23 protein-coding genes and 1 pseudogene are annotated in these 20,452 nt (G+C 41.6%); 14 read left to right on the top strand and 10 right to left on the bottom strand.

What is annotated here, in order from left to right; genetic code table 11:
- Window positions 1–9 precede the first annotated feature (9 nt).
- The 11 genes from NST22_RS21470 (at window position 10) to NST22_RS21420 (ending at window position 8,672) form a co-directional block, all read left to right on the top strand.
- The gene (locus tag NST22_RS21470; RefSeq protein WP_010886647.1) at window positions 10–1,026 is read left to right on the top strand and encodes a membrane protein; all 1,017 of its coding nucleotides are present in this window, start codon (window positions 10–12) and stop codon (window positions 1,024–1,026) included.
- 93 nt (window positions 1,027–1,119) lie between these two features.
- A complete protein-coding gene (locus NST22_RS21465; protein WP_003226838.1) occupies window positions 1,120–1,326 on the top strand; it encodes a DUF951 family protein in 207 nt (68 codons plus the stop codon).
- A 50-nt stretch (window positions 1,327–1,376) separates the two neighbouring features.
- Window positions 1,377–3,380, top strand: a complete 2,004-nt coding sequence (locus NST22_RS21460; protein ID WP_003244290.1) for a molybdopterin-dependent oxidoreductase — start codon at window positions 1,377–1,379, stop codon at window positions 3,378–3,380.
- A 126-nt stretch (window positions 3,381–3,506) separates the two neighbouring features.
- On the top strand, window positions 3,507–4,607 hold the full coding sequence (ychF, locus tag NST22_RS21455) for a redox-regulated ATPase YchF (RefSeq protein ID WP_003242727.1): 1,101 nt from the start codon (window positions 3,507–3,509) through the stop codon (window positions 4,605–4,607).
- A 110-nt stretch (window positions 4,608–4,717) separates the two neighbouring features.
- A complete protein-coding gene (gene rpsF / locus NST22_RS21450) occupies window positions 4,718–5,005 on the top strand; it encodes a 30S ribosomal protein S6 (RefSeq protein WP_003244064.1) in 288 nt (95 codons plus the stop codon).
- A gap of 40 nt (window positions 5,006–5,045) precedes the next feature.
- Window positions 5,046–5,564, top strand: a complete 519-nt coding sequence (gene ssbA, locus NST22_RS21445; RefSeq protein ID WP_003219228.1) for a single-stranded DNA-binding protein SsbA — start codon at window positions 5,046–5,048, stop codon at window positions 5,562–5,564.
- Window positions 5,565–5,607: 43 nt separating this feature from the next.
- On the top strand, window positions 5,608–5,847 hold the full coding sequence (rpsR, locus tag NST22_RS21440) for a 30S ribosomal protein S18 (protein WP_003219224.1): 240 nt from the start codon (window positions 5,608–5,610) through the stop codon (window positions 5,845–5,847).
- A gap of 64 nt (window positions 5,848–5,911) precedes the next feature.
- The gene (gene xth / locus NST22_RS21435) at window positions 5,912–6,670 is read left to right on the top strand and encodes an exodeoxyribonuclease III (protein WP_003243194.1); all 759 of its coding nucleotides are present in this window, start codon (window positions 5,912–5,914) and stop codon (window positions 6,668–6,670) included.
- 58 nt (window positions 6,671–6,728) lie between these two features.
- Window positions 6,729–7,664 carry a transcriptional regulator CcpB gene (gene ccpB / locus NST22_RS21430; RefSeq protein WP_003243573.1) on the top strand — a complete coding sequence of 312 codons (936 nt, stop codon included), beginning with the start codon at window positions 6,729–6,731 and terminating at the stop codon, window positions 7,662–7,664.
- 55 nt (window positions 7,665–7,719) lie between these two features.
- The gene (locus NST22_RS21425) at window positions 7,720–8,100 is read left to right on the top strand and encodes a VOC family protein (protein ID WP_003244460.1); all 381 of its coding nucleotides are present in this window, start codon (window positions 7,720–7,722) and stop codon (window positions 8,098–8,100) included.
- Between the two features lie 17 nt (window positions 8,101–8,117).
- Window positions 8,118–8,672, top strand: a complete 555-nt coding sequence (locus NST22_RS21420) for a sugar O-acetyltransferase (protein WP_003242928.1) — start codon at window positions 8,118–8,120, stop codon at window positions 8,670–8,672.
- Window positions 8,673–8,705: 33 nt separating this feature from the next.
- Here the strand turns inward: NST22_RS21420 and NST22_RS21415 are convergent, their stop codons facing one another.
- Window positions 8,706–10,061: an MFS transporter gene (locus NST22_RS21415; RefSeq protein WP_003243011.1), complete on the bottom strand. Its 1,356-nt coding sequence runs from the start codon at window positions 10,059–10,061 to the stop codon at window positions 8,706–8,708.
- Window positions 10,062–10,286: 225 nt separating this feature from the next.
- Here NST22_RS21415 and NST22_RS21410 point away from each other — a divergent pair, with 225 nt between their 5' ends.
- Window positions 10,287–11,186, top strand: a complete 900-nt coding sequence (locus NST22_RS21410; protein ID WP_003244361.1) for a type II CAAX endopeptidase family protein — start codon at window positions 10,287–10,289, stop codon at window positions 11,184–11,186.
- Here NST22_RS21410 and NST22_RS21405 read toward each other — a convergent pair.
- From NST22_RS21405 to NST22_RS21390, 4 genes are all read right to left on the bottom strand, one after another.
- Window positions 11,183–13,252, bottom strand: a complete 2,070-nt coding sequence (locus tag NST22_RS21405) for a thioredoxin domain-containing protein (RefSeq protein WP_009968448.1) — start codon at window positions 13,250–13,252, stop codon at window positions 11,183–11,185. The genes NST22_RS21410 and NST22_RS21405 overlap by 4 nt on opposite strands.
- Window positions 13,253–13,323: 71 nt before the next feature.
- Window positions 13,324–14,241 (bottom strand): EamA family transporter, encoded by a 918-nt coding sequence (locus NST22_RS21400; protein ID WP_003242776.1) that lies wholly within the window; start codon window positions 14,239–14,241, stop codon window positions 13,324–13,326.
- The gene (locus tag NST22_RS21395) at window positions 14,238–14,654 is read right to left on the bottom strand and encodes a MerR family transcriptional regulator (protein ID WP_010886646.1); all 417 of its coding nucleotides are present in this window, start codon (window positions 14,652–14,654) and stop codon (window positions 14,238–14,240) included. Before NST22_RS21395 ends, NST22_RS21400 begins: the two co-directional genes overlap by 4 nt.
- 150 nt (window positions 14,655–14,804) lie before the next feature.
- A complete protein-coding gene (locus NST22_RS21390) occupies window positions 14,805–15,044 on the bottom strand; it encodes a DUF255 domain-containing protein (protein WP_003243894.1) in 240 nt (79 codons plus the stop codon).
- Window positions 15,045–15,392: 348 nt separating this feature from the next.
- On the opposite strand from NST22_RS21390, the gene tet(L) reads away from it, so the two are divergent.
- Complete coding sequence (gene tet(L), locus NST22_RS21385) at window positions 15,393–16,769, top strand: tetracycline efflux MFS transporter Tet(L) (protein WP_003242953.1); 1,377 nt, start codon at window positions 15,393–15,395, stop codon at window positions 16,767–16,769.
- 102 nt (window positions 16,770–16,871) lie between these two features.
- Here tet(L) and NST22_RS21380 read toward each other — a convergent pair.
- From NST22_RS21380 to NST22_RS21370, 3 genes and pseudogenes are all read right to left on the bottom strand, one after another.
- Window positions 16,872–17,034, bottom strand: a pseudogene (locus NST22_RS21380) (DUF255 domain-containing protein).
- Window positions 17,035–17,275: 241 nt separating this feature from the next.
- Window positions 17,276–17,842 (bottom strand): dihydrofolate reductase family protein, encoded by a 567-nt coding sequence (locus NST22_RS21375; protein WP_003243497.1) that lies wholly within the window; start codon window positions 17,840–17,842, stop codon window positions 17,276–17,278.
- A gap of 159 nt (window positions 17,843–18,001) precedes the next feature.
- Window positions 18,002–18,358, bottom strand: a complete 357-nt coding sequence (locus NST22_RS21370) for an MmcQ/YjbR family DNA-binding protein (RefSeq protein WP_003244448.1) — start codon at window positions 18,356–18,358, stop codon at window positions 18,002–18,004.
- 410 nt (window positions 18,359–18,768) lie between these two features.
- Here NST22_RS21370 and satA point away from each other — a divergent pair, with 410 nt between their 5' ends.
- On the top strand, window positions 18,769–19,290 hold the full coding sequence (gene satA, locus NST22_RS21365) for a streptothricin N-acetyltransferase SatA (RefSeq protein WP_003242546.1): 522 nt from the start codon (window positions 18,769–18,771) through the stop codon (window positions 19,288–19,290).
- A 94-nt stretch (window positions 19,291–19,384) separates the two neighbouring features.
- On the opposite strand, the gene NST22_RS21360 is transcribed toward satA, so the two are convergent.
- Both NST22_RS21360 and NST22_RS21355 read right to left on the bottom strand, forming a co-directional pair.
- Window positions 19,385–19,990: a YitT family protein gene (locus NST22_RS21360; protein WP_003244154.1), complete on the bottom strand. Its 606-nt coding sequence runs from the start codon at window positions 19,988–19,990 to the stop codon at window positions 19,385–19,387.
- Window positions 19,987–20,433 carry a GNAT family N-acetyltransferase gene (locus NST22_RS21355; RefSeq protein WP_003243577.1) on the bottom strand — a complete coding sequence of 149 codons (447 nt, stop codon included), beginning with the start codon at window positions 20,431–20,433 and terminating at the stop codon, window positions 19,987–19,989. The genes NST22_RS21360 and NST22_RS21355 overlap by 4 nt, the downstream gene beginning before the upstream one ends.
- Window positions 20,434–20,452 lie beyond the last annotated feature (19 nt).

Below are 20,452 nucleotides of genomic sequence, written 5' to 3'. Positions count from 1 at the left end.
GAGGTGATAGTGTTGTGGAGAGCCGGAATGAAGTGGATGCTGCTCATATTAGGGAGCCTGATCGGGGCCGGATATGCGAGCGGTCAGGAGATATGGCAGTTTTTTGGGGCGGAAAGCGGACTTGCTATTGTGCTGTTTACAATTATGTTCATTTTCTCGTCTTATATTGTGATGAAAATCAGTTTTAAGGTTCAATCCACTCATTTTCTGCCGGTTCTGGAGCATTTAATGGGGCCATGGCTGGCGAAAATTTATGATGTCCTCATCATTTTTTATTTGTTTTCGACGACTATGGTGATGATTGCCGGAGGCGGTGTGACCCTGCAAATGTACAAGCTTCCTTTCTGGTGGGGAATCACGCTGATTTGCATCGTGACAGTGTGCTTGTTTTTGTGGGATGTGAAAGGAATATTATCTATAAATAGTATTTTGATTCCTGTGTTAGTAGCGGGGCTTTTATATGCGCTGATCTCCTTTCAGAGCACACATCACCATACGTGGACGATTGATTTGTCCCAGCAGTATAACTGGCCTGCGAGCATTACGTTTACCTCTTTAAACATCCTTTCAGTTGTTGCGATTTTATCCTCTGTTGGGAAAGAGATGAAAGGGCTCGGAGAAGCAAAAATCGCAAGTGTGGCAAGCGGTCTTATTTTTGGCGTGATCTCATTTGTTTATAATGAAACGTTGGTGGAGCTGGCGGGCTCCCTTTCTCAGTTTGAAATACCGCTGTTTGCCGTTCTGGAGGGTGCGCCTTATTTCCTTTTTTTATGTATGACGGCGGTGCTGTGCCTGGCGATTTACACGACGACGGTAGCTGGTTTGCTGGGTTTGTCCAGCCGGCTGATGGCGTTTATTCATATGCCGAGATGGATGATTGTGTTGATTTTGTTAGTGTTAATGGTACCTTTTACTTCTTTCGGATTTTCTGATTTGATCGCGTTCTTGTATCCGATATATGGGATGCTCAATTTGTATTTGTTAGTTTGTCTGCTCTTATATCCTATTTTGAGTAAATGGAAATAAGAGGATGTATTTCTTTTCGGGTATCTTGATTGCTCTTATGATCAGTTTTTTTGTACAATAGATACAGCAGTTTAGGAAAAGAGGTGAAGGGTCTTGGCGGATAAAGACTTTGGCCTGAATGATATCGTAGAAATGAAAAAACCGCATCCATGCGGAGCGAACAGCTGGAAAATTATACGCATGGGAATGGATATTCGAATTAAGTGTGAGGGATGCTCTCACAGTGTTATGATTCCGAGAAGAGAATTTGAAAGAAAACTAAAAAAAGTACTAGTCAAGCATGAGGAGCCTACTTCATAAATAGGCCGACACTCATGCTTTTTCATATAGAAGGTAAGGAGAAGACGGCGATGAGCAAAGTGCATCAGTCGGCATGTCCGCTGAATTGTTGGGACAGCTGCGGCTTTTTGGTGACTGTTGATGATGGAAAGGTAACAAAAGTGGACGGAGATCCAAACCATCCGATTACGGAAGGTAAAATCTGCGGCCGCGGCAGAATGCTTGAGACAAAAACAAATTCGCCTGATCGGCTTCGCTATCCAATGAAAAAACAAAATGGCGAGTTTGTGCGGATTTCTTGGGAGCAGGCACTTGATGAAATTGCCGATAAACTTCGGGAAATCAAGGAAACGTCGGAGACGACTGCTGTTTTGCACAGCCATGATTATGCGAATAACGGTCTGTTAAAAGCGCTTGATCAGCGTTTTTTTAATGGATATGGCGGCGTGACCGAAATCGTCGGAAGCATATGCTGGGGCTCCGGTATCGAGGCGCAAAGCTGGGATTTTGGCCGTTCGTACGGTCACGGACCGCTTGATATTTACAACAGCAAGCATGTTGTTGTGTGGGGAAGAAATGTATCAAGAACAAATATGCACTTATACCATCACTTGCAGCAGGTGAAAAAGAAGGGCGCCACGATTACGGTGATTGATCCGATCTTCAACCCGACTGCTAAGCTTGCCGACCGCTATATCTCTGTAAAGCCTGGAATGGACGGCTGGCTTGCGGCAGCCGTTTTGAAGGTTCTGATTGAGATGGGAAGAACGGATGAAACGTTTATTTCTGAGCATTCTGTCGGTTTTGATGATGTGAAAGAGCTTTTGAAGACCGTTTCTCTGGAAGAGTTTATTGTGAAAACAGAAACTTCTATGGAGGAGCTGGAGTATTTGGCAGGTTTGTATGCTGATGGTCCGGTGTCTACTTTTATGGGGCTTGGCATGCAGCGATATAAAAACGGCGGGGGAACGATTCGTTGGATTGATGCACTTGTGGCGGCAAGCGGAAATGTCGGAATTAAGGGCGGCGGCGCGAATTTCGGAAATGTCCAGATTGGTGAGAGCTTTGCAAAAACAAAGCTGACGCTGCCGGAATTAAAAACAACATCCCGTTCTTTTTCAATGATGACACAGGCTGAAGAAGTGTTGACCGCTGCTGATCCTGCGATTGAGATGATTATTGTGACGTGCGGAAATCCGCTGACTCAGGTGCCGAATACAAATAAGGTGAGACAAGCATTTGAAAAGGTTCCAATGACGGTCGCGATTGATTCCATTATGACGGATACCGCAGAGCTGTGTGATTATGTTTTGCCGACTGCCACTGTTTTTGAAGAAGAAGATATCTACTATTCCAGTATGTATCATCATTATGTTCAGTACGGGAAGAAGCTTGTGGAGCCGCAGGGTGAAGCGAAATCGGACAGCTGGATCTGGTCAGAGCTTGCAAAACGTCTTGGGTTTGGCGAGCTGTTTGAATACAGCACTCAAGAATTTTTAGAGATGGGGCTTTCTTCATTGGAAGCAGAGGATGTGACACTTGAGCGTTTAAAAGAAAAAGGCCACCTCCCTCTTCCAGTAAAACAGGTGCCGTGGGATGATTATCAGTTTTTGACGCCGAGTGGAAAATTTGAATTTACTTCGTCGCTAGCTGAGCAAAAAGGATTTAGCGGCTCGCTTCAATTAAATGTGCCCGAAGAATCTGTTTTCCATAATGAGGAGTTAGCTGGAAAGTACCCTTATACGCTCTTATCCATTCATCCGCAGCGTTCCAATCATTCACAGCATGTGCCGTTTATTGAAAAGCTTCAGCACGTTCAGGTCGATATTTCTCCAGATATAGCGGCTGGGCAGGATCTTCAGGATGGAGACGAAGTTGTCATCTTTAATGACCGCGGAAGCATGAAGGGCAAGGTGAAAGTGATGAAGCAGGCTCATGCGAAGACGATTAATATAGATGAAGGCATGTGGGCGGCTTTTGGAGGGTCAGTCAATGCACTGACAAATGATACAAATTCTGATAATGGAATGGGAAGTACGCTTTTTGACTGTTTAGTAGGCTTGAAAAAAGCATAATCAAAGGGATTGGCAAGCTGAAAATGCTTTTTTGTCAGCTTGTCTTTTCCAGTGAACCTCCTTATAATTGCTCTAGGTTCAAAATACGTTCATACAATGACGGTTTTATATAGAGGAGATGAAAGAATGGCTTTAACAGCTGGAATTGTTGGTTTGCCGAACGTCGGAAAATCAACACTATTTAACGCAATTACACAGGCCGGTGCCGAATCAGCCAACTACCCGTTCTGTACAATTGATCCGAACGTGGGAATTGTAGAGGTGCCGGATGATCGTCTGCAAAAGCTGACTGAGCTGGTCAACCCGAAGAAGACTGTGCCGACTGCTTTTGAATTCACTGATATTGCAGGGATTGTAAAGGGCGCATCTAAAGGAGAAGGACTCGGCAACAAGTTCCTATCTCATATTCGCCAAGTTGACGCGATTTGCCACGTTGTCCGTGCTTTTTCCGATGACAACATTACACACGTTTCCGGAAAGGTTGATCCGATTGATGACATTGAAACGATCAACCTTGAGCTGATCCTCGCTGATATGGAAACAGTTGAAAAGCGGATTACACGCGTCAGCAAGCTTGCGAAGCAAAAAGATAAAGACGCTGTATTTGAGTTTGAGATTTTATCTAAACTGAAAGAAGCGTTTGAGAGTGAAAAGCCTGCTCGATCTGTAGAATTCACTGAAGAGCAGCAAAAGCTTGTGAAGCAGCTCCATTTACTGACTTCGAAGCCTATTTTGTACGTGGCCAACGTAAGTGAAGATGAAGTTGCTGATCCATCTGGCAATGAAAATGTAGCGAAGATTCGCGAGTACGCTGCCGGCGAAAACGCAGAAGTTATCGTTGTGTGTGCAAAAATCGAATCTGAAATCGCTGAGCTTGAAGGCGAAGAAAAGCAAATGTTCTTGGAAGAGCTGGGCATTCAAGAATCAGGTCTTGATCAGCTGATCAAAGCGTCTTACTCTCTTCTCGGCCTCGCAACATATTTCACAGCCGGAGAACAGGAAGTCAGAGCTTGGACATTCAAAAAAGGCATGAAAGCCCCTGAGTGTGCAGGAATTATTCATAGTGACTTTGAGCGGGGCTTCATTCGTGCTGAGACAGTTGCTTATGAGGATCTTCTTGCGGGCGGCGGTATGGCAGGAGCTAAAGAGGCAGGAAAAGTCCGCCTTGAAGGGAAAGAATATGTGGTCCAAGACGGAGATGTTATTCATTTCCGATTTAATGTATAGGATGCAGTTGTAAAGGGACAAGAGCTTTGGTATAATATAAAATTGTGAGTAATAGAATTATTGCTCCTTGCCCATTATGGGCCGCTTAGTCCAAAAGGAGGTGCAAACAGATGAGAAAGTACGAAGTTATGTACATTATCCGCCCAAACATTGACGAAGAGTCTAAAAAAGCAGTTATCGAGCGTTTCAACAACGTTCTGACTTCTAACGGTGCGGAGATCACTGGAACAAAGGATTGGGGTAAACGTCGTCTTGCTTACGAAATCAACGATTTCCGCGACGGTTTCTACCAAATCGTAAACGTTCAATCTGACGCTGCGGCAGTTCAAGAATTTGACCGTCTAGCTAAGATCAGTGACGATATCATTCGCCACATTGTTGTTAAAGAAGAAGAATAAGCAATTTTGAAATATATAATGGTAAAAGGTGGTCTTTCTTATGCTTAACCGAGTTGTATTAGTCGGAAGACTGACAAAAGACCCAGAGCTTCGTTATACGCCAAACGGTGCGGCTGTTGCTACGTTTACTCTTGCTGTGAATCGTACATTTACGAACCAGTCCGGAGAACGTGAGGCCGATTTCATTAATTGTGTCACTTGGAGAAGACAAGCCGAAAACGTTGCAAACTTCTTGAAAAAAGGAAGCCTTGCAGGCGTAGATGGCCGTTTACAAACAAGAAACTATGAAAACCAGCAAGGACAGCGTGTCTTCGTGACAGAGGTCCAAGCTGAAAGTGTTCAATTTCTTGAGCCGAAAAACGGCGGCGGTTCTGGTTCAGGTGGATACAACGAAGGAAACAGCGGCGGAGGCCAGTACTTTGGCGGAGGCCAAAATGATAATCCATTTGGGGGAAATCAAAACAACCAGAGACGCAATCAGGGGAACAGCTTTAATGATGACCCATTTGCCAACGACGGCAAACCGATTGACATCTCGGATGATGATCTTCCATTCTAATGTGATTATCGCCTAAAATGAAAAAGAAAGGAGGGAAATGACAATGGCAGGAGGACGCAGAGGCGGTCGTGCGAAACGCCGTAAAGTGTGTTATTTCACTTCTAACGGTATCACGCACATCGACTACAAAGATGTAGATCTTCTTAAAAAGTTTGTTTCTGAGCGCGGTAAAATTTTACCACGTCGTGTAACTGGAACAAACGCTAAATACCAACGTAAATTGACTGCAGCGATCAAACGCGCACGTCAAATGGCTTTACTTCCATACGTAAGCGGTGAGTAAGCTGATATGTAAAGAGCAAGGACCTTCGGGTTCTTGCTCTTTTTTATAGGGGGGAGGATGAAACATGAAGTTGATTTCATGGAATGTAAACGGCCTGCGGGCTGTGATGAGAAAAATGGATTTCCTCTCTTATTTGAAAGAAGAGGATGCAGATATTATATGTCTTCAGGAAACGAAGATACAGGACGGCCAGGTTGATCTCCAGCCTGAAGACTATCATGTGTACTGGAATTATGCAGTGAAAAAAGGATATTCCGGCACAGCTGTTTTTTCTAAGCAAGAACCGCTGCAGGTCATCTACGGTATCGGAGTAGAAGAGCATGACCAAGAAGGCAGAGTGATTACGCTGGAATTTGAAAACGTGTTTGTGATGACTGTTTACACGCCCAATTCCAGAAGGGGATTAGAGCGGATTGATTACCGCATGCAATGGGAAGAGGCTTTACTGTCTTATATTCTTGAATTGGATCAGAAAAAACCAGTGATTTTATGCGGTGATTTGAATGTAGCCCATCAGGAGATTGACTTGAAAAATCCAAAGGCGAACCGGAATAACGCTGGATTTTCAGATCAAGAAAGAGAGGCATTCACTCGTTTCTTAGAAGCTGGCTTTGTTGATTCTTTTCGTCATGTTTATCCTGATCTTGAAGGCGCTTATTCCTGGTGGTCGTATCGTGCCGGCGCCCGGGACAGAAATATTGGATGGCGGATTGATTATTTTGTTGTTTCTGAAAGCCTTAAGGAACAGATTGAAGATGCCAGCATATCAGCGGACGTCATGGGTTCCGACCATTGTCCTGTTGAACTTATCATCAATATATGATGAGATAGCAGTAAGGATTTTACACTTACTGCTTTTTTTATATGAAAAGGAGAAAGAGATGGCAAATATAAAAGAGATCGCAAGACTGGCAAATGTATCTGTTTCGACTGTCTCGCGTGTATTGAATCATCATCCGTATGTATCTGAAGAAAAGAGAAAGCTTGTTCATCAAGTCATGAAGGAATTGGATTATACACCAAATCGAACCGCAATCGATCTCATTCGCGGGAAAACCCATACGGTCGGTGTGATTCTGCCTTATAGCGATCATCCCTGCTTTGATAAAATCGTTAACGGAATCACCAAGGCGGCTTTTCAGCATGAGTATGCAACGACCCTTCTCCCCACCAATTATAACCCCGATATTGAAATCAAATATTTAGAGCTGTTAAGAACGAAGAAAATAGACGGTCTCATCATTACTTCCCGCGCCAATCATTGGGACAGCATTTTAGCTTATCAGGAATATGGGCCGGTCATCGCTTGTGAGGATACCGGAGACATTGATGTCCCTTGTGCTTTTAATGACAGAAAAACTGCTTATGCAGAGAGCTTTCGCTATTTAAAGAGCCGCGGGCATGAGAATATTGCTTTTACGTGTGTCAGAGAAGCTGATAGGAGCCCGAGCACGGCTGATAAAGCTGCGGCCTATAAAGCTGTCTGCGGAAGGTTGGAAGACCGCCATATGCTGTCCGGATGCAACGATATGAATGATGGTGAGCTGGCAGCTGAACATTTTTATATGAGCGGGCGGGTTCCGACTGCTATTTATGCAAATAGTGATGAAGTGGCAGCTGGAATTCATCTATTTGCCAAAAAGAATAATTGGGATGTTGAAATCATAGGCGAGGGAAATACTTCTATCAGCCGTGTTCTTGGTTTTCCGTCGCTTGATTTGAATCTTGAGCAGCTCGGCATCGCAGCATTTTCTCTATTTTTGCAGGATGAACCCGCTGATATCAAAATTCAGCATAAATTTAAGAAAAAAGCTTGAACTGAAATGCATTTCATACCTTATAACTTCATTGAAGGCGAAGGAGGAGGAAGAAATGCAGATTGAACATACAGCGGTCTGGGTCAATGATTTAGAGCGAATGAAGTCTTTTTATGAATCGTATTTTAATGGCGAAGCGAATGATTTGTATCATAATGAGAAAAAAGATTTTAAGTCTTATTTTATTACGTTTGATTCCGGAGCAAGGCTGGAAATTATGAAAAAAGGGAATGTGACCGATCCGCCCTCACAAACAATGACAGGCTGGGCACATATTGCCTTTTCCGTTGGGAGCCGGGAGAAAGTTGACGAACTGACTGATCGATTGAAGGCGGATGGTTTCGCAGTAGTAAACGGCCCGAGGACAACAGGAGACGGCTACTATGAAAGCGTGATTGAGGATGATGAAGGAAATTTGATCGAGATTACAATCTGACATCTGGAGTGACTTAAATGCTGAGGACAGAAAAAGAAAAAATGGCAGCCGGAGAATTATACAATTCGGAAGATCAACAACTATTACTAGAACGCAAGCATGCGAGACAGCTGATTAGACAATACAACGAAACACCGGAAGATGATGCAGTGCGGACGAAGCTTTTGAAGGAGCTGCTCGGTTCGGTTGGGGATCAAGTCACGATTTTGCCGACATTCCGCTGTGATTATGGCTATCACATTCATATCGGAGATCATACATTTGTTAATTTTGACTGTGTCATTTTAGATGTGTGTGAGGTGCGTATCGGCTGTCATTGTTTGATTGCGCCAGGTGTACATATCTACACGGCCGGTCATCCTCTTGATCCGATCGAAAGGAAATCCGGGAAGGAGTTCGGTAAGCCTGTGACAATTGGAGATCAAGTTTGGATTGGAGGCCGGGCGGTGATTAACCCGGGAGTGACAATCGGTGATAACGCAGTGATTGCTTCTGGATCTGTTGTCACTAAGGATGTACCCGCTAATACTGTTGTAGGCGGAAACCCCGCAAGGATTTTGAAGCAATTGTAATGAGATCAGTGCGGCAGATCCGCACTGACTTTTTTAAATCTGTTTTGCATTCGTATTAGGACCGAAGAAGATTAACAGCAAGGAGCATGCGAGCCAACAGCCCCCAATAAATAAGAAGACGCTGATATAGCCGAGCTGAACGGCAATAAATCCGACAAGCAATGAGCCAAAAATGTTTGAAAAACGGCCAAGACCATAGGCTAAACCGCTGCCAGACGAGCGGTATTCAGTCGGATAAGGTTCAGATGTATAGGCGTATAAGTTCGAGGTAAAGACCCGTTCTGTGATATTCACGATAAAACCAAATACAATGATCATGATGGGAATAAAAGTCATACCATATAAGAGCCCGGCGATGGCCGTCAGAAACGCACTCGCAGCTAAAATCCATTTTCTTTGAAATCTTTCGGAAATCATGGAGCCGAGCAGTGCGCCAAGTGGAGCGCCGACGGAATGCAATACGTTATACCATAATGTATTTTCCATGGTTACGCCATTGCTTTTTAGCAGGCTTGGAACCCATGAAGCAAATCCGTAAAACCCAAACGTTTCAAAAATCCATACAGCAGATAATACGATGGTAATTTTGAGGTTTCTGCCTTTCAATAAGCCTGCGTAACCTGCATTCTGCTTAACAGTTTCGCTTACTTTAGGCTGGGATGCTGCCGGAAGCGGGCCTTTCTCCTTTTCAACCTGTTCTTCAATTCGGGTGAGGATCGCATCGGCTTTCGCATATTCCCCGCGATTTTCGTGCCAGCGAGGTGACTCTTCCAGACGGTGGATGAAGAAAAAATAAATAAGGCCGACGGCACCCCATACAAATACTAGCCTCCATCCCCATGAACCAAGAGGAATGACAAAGGCAGACACAATGTTGGTGATCGGAACCCCAATCAATCCAATCATGGCACAAAAAGAAATATATTTTCCACGTACACTTGAAGGGAAAAATTCCGCCAAATAGCTATTCGTAATGACCATGGCGGCTGCAACGCCAAATCCGGTGAGGAAACGGAATGTCATTAAAGATGGAATGTCCCATGCCGCAGCATTGCATAGCGATGCGATTGAGAAAACAAAGACAAATAGATTTAAGGCTTTTTTGCGGCCGATTCGATCGGACAGCCGTCCGCCCAGTGAAGCGCCTAAAAACATGCCTAAAAACGAAGCGGCCGTTACGTTAGCAATAGTTGAAAGCGGGATGCCCCAATGCTCGATCAGTGCCGGCGCTACGTTGCTGAGGGTAAATAAATCTGCGAGATCAAAGAAATAAACAATGCCGAGAGCGGTTAACACTTGGAAATGAACGCGTGAAATCGGAAGGCGGTCTAAACGATTCGCTGCGTTTGAGAAAGGATGTGTATTCTTTTGTTTGAAGATCGTATTCATAAAAAACCCCCTTTTGAGTAGTAGAAAAGACTGAAAATTCCCCTCTTGGGACTATTATAAGTATCTTGGTTCATTGGCAACAGAGTTCAAATCACTAGATGGAAGAACTAAATTCACACTTTATATTTTAATTTTGCTTAAAAGATTTCCAAAACAGTAGATTCATAGACCAATTTATGCAAATATATAGTAATATTCTCATTGAAAGGAAGAGACATAGAAGGAATGAATTCATTTATCCGTCCTATAGAAGGAAACAATACGTTGTGGAGATATTTTTTCGCTTTTTTGGTGATGGTAGGGTTATATGTATTAGGGAATATAGCTTACCTTTTCGCTATATTGTTCACGGTTATTGTGAATCCCAATATCACGTTTGATTTGGATGAAGCTGTGCTGAGTGATCCCCTCGTAGATCTTTATTTGTCCCATGTGATTTATTTATTCGCCATTCCGGGAGTTTGGCTGGCTGTGCGCTTTATTTTGAAGCGGCCTTTCCGAACGGTGATAACACCAAATTCAAAGATGAATTGGCGGAGAATTTCCTTTGGTTTTATTGCTTATTTCTTGCTAATGATCGCCGTACAATTGATTGATTTTGTGATTCATCCTGATAGCTATTCAATGCAAGAGTTTAATGCATCACGATTTATCTGGCTGCTAGCGGCTGCCCTCATTTTGGTTCCGATTCAGACATCAGCTGAGGAACTATTTTTCAGGGGATTTTTGCTTCAAGCTTTCGGGAGATTGACGAAAAATCCTCTATTTTTGACACTGATTGTCGGAGGATTGTTTGGCGTATTGCATTTTGCGAATCCAGAAATGAACAATGGCGCTGTCTGGGCAGGAATTGAGTACTTAACATTTGGGTTTGTGTGGACGTATTACACGATTAAAACTGGGAGCATCGAAATATCACTTGGCGCCCATGCCGCGAATAATATGTTTTTGTGTATGTTTATTACAGAAAAAAACAGTGTGTATGGAGGAATTCCTTCTCTGTTTACCGTTACGCGGGGGAACCCGATGTGGGAGGCTTTCTTTACGATAGCGGTCAACCTTGTGTTTGCGGGGATCGCTTTATGGTACCATAAGAAATCAAAAAGTAAGCAGCAAGGGTCTTAATCCCTGCTGCTTATTAATGTGTGGATCGCTTCTTCAATATTTGTTGTCGGTTGCTGGCAGGCGAAGTTTTCACAAATATAAACGGTTGTTTTGCCGTCTATGATGCGGTAGTCTGCTGCAAATGGCGCAATGTCTTTGCATTGCTCGGGCTGCTCTGCCACCAGAATGGAGTCGTTGGGCTTAAAGGCTTTTTGAAGCTCCGCTATAATTTGTTTTCTGGCTGGATCGTCTGCGCTGCCAAAAATCACGATTTCTTTTTTAGGCATCAGATGCCTTAACACACTTTGCATAAAGAAAGCATGGCCGCTCGGATACGCTTCTATGTCTGGCTTGAACACGGAAAACATTGTTTCCGCTTTTTCGATCAGTGATAAGTCGCCTGTGACTTGCCCGAGACGCAGCAGCTGAACAGCTGCCACACTGTTTCCTGAAGGCACGGCGCCGTCGTACACTTCTTTTTCCCGTACGATTAAGGCTTCTGCATCGTGTCCGGTGAAGTAGAATCCGCCATGCTCCTCATCCCAAAATAAGCTGATCATATCGTCTGTCAGTTTCTTCGCTTTTTGTAAATAAGAAAGATCAAACGAAGCTTCATAGAGATCCAGATAAGCCCATAGGAGAAAAGCGTAATCGTCGATAAAGCCTTTGTTTTTCACTTCGCCATCACGATATCGGACCATCACACGGCCGTCGATGATTAATTTGTTTTCAATAAATGTGATGGCGTCTTTCGCTAGGCTGAGATATTTCGGCTCCTGGTATACCTTTGCCGCTTTCGCAAGACCCGCGATCATCAGCGCGTTCCATGAGGTAAGCACTTTATCATCGACATGCGGATAGGTTCTTTCCTCGCGTGTCTTCAAGAGCTGCTGTCTTGCGTCTTCGAGTTTGAGACTGAGCTCTTTTTCGGTTAACCCGGCATCCTCTTTGATTTGTTCTCGCTTTGTGTGAATGAGGTTAGGAATATTTTTGCCTTCAAAGTTTCCTTCTTCAGTGATGTCATACACTTGGCAATACAGCGTTCCGAGATCGTCCCCGAGCGTTTTTAGAATCTCTTCCTTTGACCACACGTAGTACTTTCCTTCTTCTCCTTCTGTGTCCGCGTCCAAAGCCGAGAAAAAGCTTCCGTCTTCATGAGTCATTTCCCTCTGAATGAACGTAATGATCTGCTCACAAATCTCTTTATAGCGGCTGTTTTGCGTGACCTGATAGGCTTCTGTATAAGCGGTCAGCAGCAGCGCATTGTCGTACAGCATTTTTTCAAAGTGGGGAACGAGCCACTCGTCATCGGTCGAATAGCGGGCGAACCCATAGCCGATATGATCGTAAATGCCGCCATTCGCCATGCTGTCCAATGTTTTCGTCACGTTGTATAGAGCGTTCTCCTGCCCTGTATTGTGATCATAACGTAGCAAATACATCAGCATATGAGGCATTGGAAATTTCGGTGCCTGCCCGAAACCGCCGTAGATCGTGTCAAACCCGCTGGCAAGCTGCTGGAATGTCCGGTGAATCGCTGATTCGCTAAGGCCCTCACCAGTTTTTGCAGCTGTTTTGGTCTGCAAATGTTTAGCGGCGTTCTCCGCAATATCCTCGACATGCTCGCGGTCGTTCGCAAACGTCTCAGACAGATGCTCAAGCACATCAACAAAACCGGGACGATTGAATTTGCTCGTCTTTGGAAAATATGTACCCGCGTAAAACGGCTTTTGATCAGGCGTGATAAACACATTCAGCGGCCAGCCGCCCTGCCCGGTCATCAGCTGGCAGATTCTCATATAAACAGAATCCACATCAGGCCGCTCTTCCCGGTCGACTTTAATCGCCACAAACCGTTCATTGAGAAGACGCGCGATTTCTTCGTCTTCAAAGCTTTCGTGGGCCATCACGTGGCACCAATGACAAGTCGAATAACCGATGCTGACCAGAACCGGCTTGTTTTCGCGTTTTGCTTTTTCAAAAGCTTCTTCTCCCCACGGGAACCAGTCCACAGGGTTGTGGGCGTGTTGGAGTAAATATGGTGATTTCTCATTGATTAATCTATTGGGTTTACTTTTGTTTGGCATGGGATCACCTTCTTCCTATAATTAGTGTATATTTAACTTAACACATTTTCTCAAAAATACTCCCTATTTCTTTATATAGCTGACTGTTCTTTAGTATTGTACTTAGGAATACGTATTACCCCCGAAGCGGTTAAAACGCCTAATATAACTAGCACAGCCCCAATAACTTGAAATACCTTTATTGGTGTTCCAACGGCAAATGAAATAATCATCGTTACAACGGGAACAAGGTTGAAAAATAAAGATGTTTTACTAGCTCCAATCTCTTTAATCCCCTGATTCCACCATAGGTAACCCAAAACACTTGTAAAAAAAGCCATAAAAGCAATTGCCCCCCAAACTCCAATCGGGATGTTCGATAAAGAAACAGGTTTGGATGTAAATAAGGAAACTACTATTAAACTAACAGCACCAATAACCATCGTATAAGTGGTTGTAGATAGCGGTGTACCATCCTTTACAAACCGACGTCCAAGTACGCCATAAAGTGCCCAACAAACGTTACCTGTAAAGATTATTAAGTCTCCTCCTGAAATTGATAAGGTTTTAATGGTTTCGATAGAACCTTGTGTAATGACTAACAATACACCGATGAATGCAAAGAATATGCCGAGTACTTGTTTTTTTGTCATGTTGTCCTTTAAGATAATTCGAGCGAGAATTGCTGTTAATAAAGGATTCAGCCCCATTATTAATGCTCCGTTAACGGGAGATGTATATTTTAAACCAACAAAAAACAAGGCATTAAATCCAAAGATTCCTATAATTCCAAGAACAATGTATGAAACGGCGTTTTTCCGTAATTGACTCTTCTTTATACCTTCAGTAAAAATCAAAATGATGAGCATCACTGCAGCCGCTAAACCGAAACGCCATGCCGCAGAAGACGATGGAGAAAAATATCCAACTGTATATTTTGCAAGATTAAAAGTAGCTCCCGTGAAAATAGAGAAGCCAAGTAACATTATGTATATATTTAAATGTTTCATTTGTTTTCCACTTCCTCTTTCAAAATTGAATAATATGTATCCAGTTTTCCTTTTGTAGTAGAAATCACTTCTTCCAGCTCCCTTTTTTTAATTTCCATTTTCTCTAAGTGCTTGGTTAAAATCTCAATACGTTTATTTATAGATGGGGAGAGTTGTGCCGATTTAACATCCGAATTGATTTTTTCCAAAATGCATCCGTCTTTGACAAACTCATTAATATCCTCCAAAGACATACCTGTTTCCTTTAAACTTTTCAGGAATAACATGAACTGAATATCAGTCTCCGTATAAAAACGCCTTCCACTGTTTTTTCGTTTTGGTGGTGGAAGTAACCCAATCTTTTCGTAATATCTTAATGTATACGAACTAATACTAGTCTTCTCAGCAGCTTTACTAATGGAATACAACAACATCATCCCTCTCATTTAATTAAAGTTAGTTTACAATTTAGAGTTAACTCTAAGTCAAGCAAATAAAAAAACCTGCTACCGCGTGGTTACGGATTACAGGTTTTAGAAAATGAATGAAATAAAAGGTAGACTGTATTGTTTGAACAAATAGTATTATCGTTTAAAATGGCTTCTGTTATCTTTTAATGGAGTTCCACACGATTTGATTATCCCAGGCCACCAATGACAAGTCGTCGAATAACCGATGCTGACCAGAACCGGCTTGTTTTCGCGTTTTGCTTTTGCAAATGCTTCTTCTCCCCACGGGAACCAGTCCACAGGGTTGTGGGCGTGTTGGAGTAAATAAGGAGACTTTTCAGCGATTAATCTATTGGGTTTACTTTTATTTGGCATGGGATCACCTTCTTCCTAAGTTGGTTATATTCAGGTTACCACAGTTATCCTAAACAAATACAATAACTGACTGCTTATCGATAATTGTGATGTGAAAATATAAACTAATGTTTCATTTTGCCACTTGAGATAAATGCGAATAACGTTTTTCCTTGTTTCGCAATCTGGTCAAATTTTTATAAAAAAAGTAAAAGTTTAATCCTTAGTCTATATATAATAAGATCATATCAATCAAATGTAGGGGGAGTTATTATGAAGTGCAATAAAATGAACAGGGTACAATTAAAAGAGGGAAGCGTATCAATGACCCTATAAACTGCGTCTGCCCTCATTAATGGAGGGGAAATTGTGAATACGTCTTATTCACAGTCAACTTTACGGCACAATCAAGTTTTGATTTGGCTTTGTGTTCTATCATTTTTCAGCGTATTAAATGAAATGGTTCTGAACGTCTCATTACCTGATATTGCCAACGAGTTTAATAAACTGCCAGCAAGTGCAAACTGGGTGAATACAGCCTTTATGTTAACCTTCTCCATTGGAACAGCTCTATATGGAAAGCTATCAGACCAGCTGGGCATCAAAAATCTGCTTCTATTTGGGATTATGGTAAATGGCTTAGGGTCGATCATTGGATTTGTTGGACACTCTTTCTTTCCTATTCTCATTCTAGCCCGATTTATTCAAGGAATTGGTGCAGCCGCATTCCCAGCTCTTGTGATGGTTGTCGTTGCGCGCTATATTCCAAAAGAGAACAGGGGGAAAGCATTTGGCCTGATCGGGTCCCTGGTAGCAATGGGAGAAGGTGTTGGGCCAGCTATTGGCGGAATGGTTGCTCATTATATCCATTGGTCGTATTTGCTGCTTATTCCAACTGCAACAATTATCACCGTTCCATTCCTTATAAAATTGTTGAAAAAGGAAGAGAGAATAAGAGGACACATTGATATGGCAGGGATTATATTGATGTCTGCAGGTATCGTATTTTTTATGCTGTTTACAACATCTTATAGATTTTCTTTTCTGATCATCAGTATCCTTGCTTTCTTCATATTTGTGCAACACATTAGGAAAGCTCAGGACCCTTTTGTTGACCCTGAATTAGGGAAAAACGTCTTTTTTGTGATTGGAACCCTTTGCGGAGGACTAATATTTGGTACAGTAGCAGGATTTGTCTCTATGGTTCCTTACATGATGAAAGATGTTCACCATTTAAGTACTGCAGCAATTGGAAGCGGCATTATTTTCCCCGGAACAATGAGTGTCATCATCTTTGGTTACATTGGGGGATTGCTTGTTGATCGGAAAGGTTCCTTGTATGTACTAACTATTGGAAGTGCATTGCTTTCTTCCGGCTTTTTAATCGCTGCCTTTTTTATAGATGCAGCACCATGGATCATGACAATTATAGTAATTTTTGTTTTTGGGGGGCTATCTTTCACAAAAACAGTTATATCTACAGTTGTGTCTAGCAGTTTGAAAGAAAAGGAAGCGGGCGCTGGAATGAGTTTGCTTAATTTCACGAGCTTTTTATCAGAGGGAACGGGTATTGCGATTGTAGGCGGTTTATTATCTATCGGCTTCCTAGATCATAGGCTGCTGCCTATTGACGTTGATCACTCTACCTATTTGTATAGCAATATGCTCATACTTTTTGCAGGAATCATTGTTATTTGTTGGCTAGTAATCTTGAATGTATATAAACGTTCGCGGAGACATGGCTAAATGAGTGAAAGGATCAATCTTGTGAAAGTAATTCAAGGTTGATCCTTTTTTGTAAAATGAATAAACATGGCATCAATAGCATGTTCTTTAGATTAGCCATCGTTAGCTATACCCAATAGATACGAGAACAGGCTTGTTTTCGCGTTTCGCTTTTTCATATGCTTCTTCTCCCCAAGGGAACCAGTCCACAGGGTTATGAGCATGTTGAAGTAAAATAAGTAGATTTCTCAGCGATTAATCTATTGGGTTTATTGTTAGTAGGCATTGGATCACCTTCTTTCGTTTTTTTATAAATACAAAACTTAGCCGATTACTTAAAAGAGGGAGAAGAAAATATACTATAATGCTTAATGATGTTAATTGAGGAGACATCGTCCTTTTCAATCCTCTTTTATTACAGAAAATTTGATATTGATAATTCCATAGTATATTAAGGGGAACCCATTATTTATGGATTCCCCTTTAGTTCAATAAGAAGGATTACTGTCGAGTGTTACTTTACAATGTTAGCCATTCCAATGATAAACGATTTGCACAACGCCAGAGGAAAATGTTCTTGTATTCACCATTTTTAAATTTATCCTCTGTTTTACATCAATAAACAACGGTTTTCCTTCTCCCAAAACAACAGGGTGAATAGATAATCTAAATTCATCAACAAGCCCCAAATTTATAAAAGTTGTAATGAGACTCGCTCCACCATATAGCCAGATGTCTTTACCAGGATTTTTCTTCAATTTATTTACTTCTTCAAGAATATTATCATTTATAAATATGGCTTGATTATCAATCTCATTTTGTGTTCTGGAAAAAACATATTTCTTTTTACTATGAACCAATTTCCAAAGTTCCTTTTCTGTATCAGGGTCTTCATTTTTTGGAATGTATTGTCCCCATAAATCGAAGCTTTTTCTACCATATAAAATAGTATCAATTTGATTTAAAAAATCAGTAAACCCCATATCAGGGTCCATAATACACCAATCAACTTCTCCATTTTTCCCTTCAATAAAACCATCTAAAGTAACTGCTAAATCTAAAATGATTCTTCTCTGTTTTAAGTTATTTGTCATAACTATTCATCCTTTTACATAAGAAGTTGGTTGAAATTCTTCTCCCACTCTCGCACCAGATGAACTAAGTTGCGTTTGTGGACAGAGTGAAGAACAGTATCCTAAAATGAAAGTGCCCACTACTCTTCGCAGCTTGATTAGCAGGAACACTCTTTATCTTCACTTGGTTAAATGAAAGCTCTGCTCGATTAAGTTATAGATTTCGCCTTCTGGATCTGTCCGTTCTAAAACAATTGAAATCCAATGTTCCTTATCCATATGATATCCGGGTAAGATATTTTCCCCGTTTCTTAAGCGATCACTTATTTCAGGGGGACATTTTAGATTTAGAATATCTATTTCGCCATGACCATCCAAGCCTAATTTTTCTGGGAGAACATTCATGATAAGACCGTACCATTTTTTGTTTGATGTATGTCTCAAAGAAGCATAGTTTGGGTATTTCTCCCACGGGTAATCAGGCGATGTACCGTATTTTTCTTTGACGTGTTTAAAGATATCTTCTCTTGTTAACATACTCAATCACTCCTTTATTCACTCTACTTTCTTCTTGAAAAAGTCAAAGAGCGATCCTTGGTTGTCCTTTGGATACTTCAATAGAGATGTCATCAATGGCAGAAGCTGTGTCAAAGCTTCCTCTCTCCACGGATACTAGTCAACAGGGTTGTGGGCGAGTTGAAGGAAGTATGATATTTCTCATTGAGTTTATTGTTAGTGGGCATAGGTTCATCTTCTTTTCTCTTGTTTCTATTCCTTTTTACTGTACCACAAGCCTCTGTTGAAATACCTCATTAAGATAGTGAAATATATAAGGTAATGGATGCCTTATCTAATGCTGTTCTCTTAAAGAGTACACTTTTGGAAGCTGTTGTTGAATAGTATCGAAACGAGTTTACTAAATATTATCTCGATTGGCGGAGATTGATATGATCATGAAAATGACTCATTTGAATATGAAAGATTTCAATAAACCAAACGAACCTTTCGTTGTTTTTGGGAGAATGATACCTGCTTTTGAAAACGGTGTTTGGACATATACTGAGGAACGATTTTCTAAACCTTATTTTAAACAATATGAAGATGATGACATGGATGTTAGTTATGTTGAAGAAGAGGGGAAAGCGGCTTTTTTATATTATCTTGAAAACAACTGCATTGGCCGGATTAAGATCCGTTCTAACTGGAATGGGTATGCACTAATAGAGGACATTGCCGTGGCAAAAGACTATAGAAAAAAAGGTGTTGGAACAGCATTATTACATAAAGCGATTGAGTGGGCAAAGGAGAATCATTTTTGTGGTCTTATGCTTGAAACCCAAGATATTAATATTTCAGCTTGTCATTTTTATGCCAAACATCACTTTATAATAGGTGCGGTTGATACGATGCTTTATTCCAACTTTCCAACAGCAAATGAAATTGCGATTTTTTGGTACTATAAATTTTAATTGATTATAAAACCTCAACAGTACCAGAGATAAAGAATTGACAACGAAACGGGGCTTGTTTTGCGTTTCGTTTTTTGGATCGAGAAGAGGTTTCTTAATAACCTCTTCTATTCTTTGATAAGAAATGTCTTTCCACAATAGGCATAAAAACGTGAAGGAGCATTCCTCCCAAACAAACCGTTAAAAGAGTTCCGATGCCGATAGGGCCTTTAAAGATGATGGCTAATACTAAGAAAAGAGCGTATACCAATGTCCTTGAAAACAATATTGTTCTTTTGGAGAGATCTCGGATAATAAGTGTTAAATGATCGATCGGTGTTGATGCGAATTTCGTCTGAAGATAGATGGCTGTTCCAAGACCGATGAGCACCAAACCAATTCCAAAACAAATCAGTTTGCTTAACAACGAGTTTAGATAGATGGTGTTTTTTACAACAAACAACCATAGGTCAATGCCTATTCCAGTAATGAATGCTGTAATCAAGCCCAGCAAAATAGGTTTTTTTCTCGTTAATATAGCGTTGCAGATTAAGAGGATCACAGAAATAAGGACCTCCCAGCTTCCTACGGTAAGACCGATTTTTTTTGACAGACCAACCAAAAGGGCATCGAAGGGTGATGTGCCCAGTCCTGATTGTATGGTTAAGGAAATGCCCAAACTTAATATGAGTATGCCTATTCCGTAATACATATATTTCATGTTATATTCCGCGATATTTCTTTTGTCATCAAGACGTGAGGGATGCCGTCCTCCATAAATTCCTGTGAAGAAATCTGGTAGCCCAGTTTTTGATAAAAGCCTGCCGCTTGTGTTTGACCATGCAGCTTATATGAAGTCAGTCCTTTTTCTTTCATGATTTCCTCTAACCCGCTTACGATGATCTTCCCCAATCCGTACTTACGGTAAGGTTTTAGGATGCAGATTCTTTCCAGCTTTGCTGTATGGCCAACGATGCGCGCGCGTCCGGTGCCGACAGGCTGATTCTCATGATATACCAAGATATGCTGGCATTGTTCCTGAAGCGTATCAAATTCATCGAACTCATCGGCTTCAGACACATGTTGCTCCTCAATGAAAACGCCTCTTCTAATCTTTAAAGCTTCATGTAAATCAGCTTCAGTTGTTATTCTTTTTATATTCATTATGAATCAATCCTTTTCT

The organism is Bacillus sp. PS237 (genome assembly GCF_037963345.1).
In the GTDB taxonomy this organism is placed as follows: Bacteria; Bacillota; Bacilli; order Bacillales; family Bacillaceae; genus Bacillus; species Bacillus subtilis.
The sequence above is the reverse complement of the archived record's forward strand: the minus strand, read 5'-3'. Positions and strand labels throughout refer to the sequence as shown.